1 protein-coding gene is annotated in these 232 nt (G+C 81.0%); it reads left to right on the top strand.

From position 1 onward, the window contains the following. The coding region (locus KVT14_RS21595) for an FAD-dependent oxidoreductase (RefSeq protein ID WP_217617411.1) at positions 1-232 on the top strand (232 nt) is incomplete at both ends.

Genomic DNA, 232 nt, shown 5'->3' with positions numbered 1-232 from the left:
GGTCCCCGGCGGCACGACGTGCTCGTCATCGGCGGCGGGAACGCCGGCCTGTCCCTCGCGGGGCGACTCCGGCGGGACGGCTGCCGCGGCGTCGCGGTGGTCGAGCCGCGGTCCGTGCACCACTACCGGCCCCTGCTGTCGTACGTCGCGTCCGGCACCGCGCCCCTCGCCGCCCCGCGCCGGCCGCAGGACGAGGTCGTCCCGGCGGCCGTCCGGCGGTACGCGGGGCCCG

Source organism: Cellulomonas sp. GbtcB1 (genome assembly GCF_019091725.1).
Taxonomy (GTDB): domain Bacteria; phylum Actinomycetota; class Actinomycetes; order Actinomycetales; family Cellulomonadaceae; genus Cellulomonas.
The sequence above is the reverse complement of the archived record's forward strand: the minus strand, read 5'-3'. Positions and strand labels throughout refer to the sequence as shown.